Below are 477 nucleotides of genomic sequence, written 5' to 3' on the forward strand. Positions count from 1 at the left end.
GTCATTGACGCCGTCAACGACAGCGCCGGTCCGGTCAATGGCTTTGTGGCTAACGCCAACGTCGTCAACGTCCTGAGCAATGACCTGCTCAACGGTGCGGCCGTGAATCCCGCCGACATCACCCTGGTCCCGGTCACGAACGGTCCGCTGACGGTCAATGCCGACGGCAGCGTCGATGTGGCGTCCGGCACGGCTGCTGGCACCTACACGGTCGACTACGAGATCTGCGAAGTCCTGAATCCGGCCAACTGCGACACCGCCACGGTGACCGTGACGGTCGAAGCGGCGGCGATCGATGCCGTGAACGACACGGCCGGTCCGGTGAACGGTGCGACGGGCGGTACGAACGTCGTCAACGTCCTGGCCAATGACCAGCTCAATGGCGCGCCCGTGAACCCGGCCGCCATCAACTTGGTCCCGGTGACGAACGGTCCGCTGACGGTCAACGCCGACGGAAGCGTTGACGTCGCGCCGAAT

1 protein-coding gene is annotated in these 477 nt (G+C 65.0%); it reads left to right on the plus strand.

Going from position 1 to position 477, the window contains the following annotated elements; translation table 11 throughout:
* A partial coding sequence (locus ACOQFR_RS00060) for a hypothetical protein (RefSeq protein WP_421377383.1) occupies window positions 1–477 on the plus strand: 477 nt, incomplete at both ends.

This window comes from Arenimonas sp. MALMAid1274, from assembly GCF_049195245.1.
GTDB lineage: Bacteria > Pseudomonadota > Gammaproteobacteria > Xanthomonadales > Xanthomonadaceae > Arenimonas.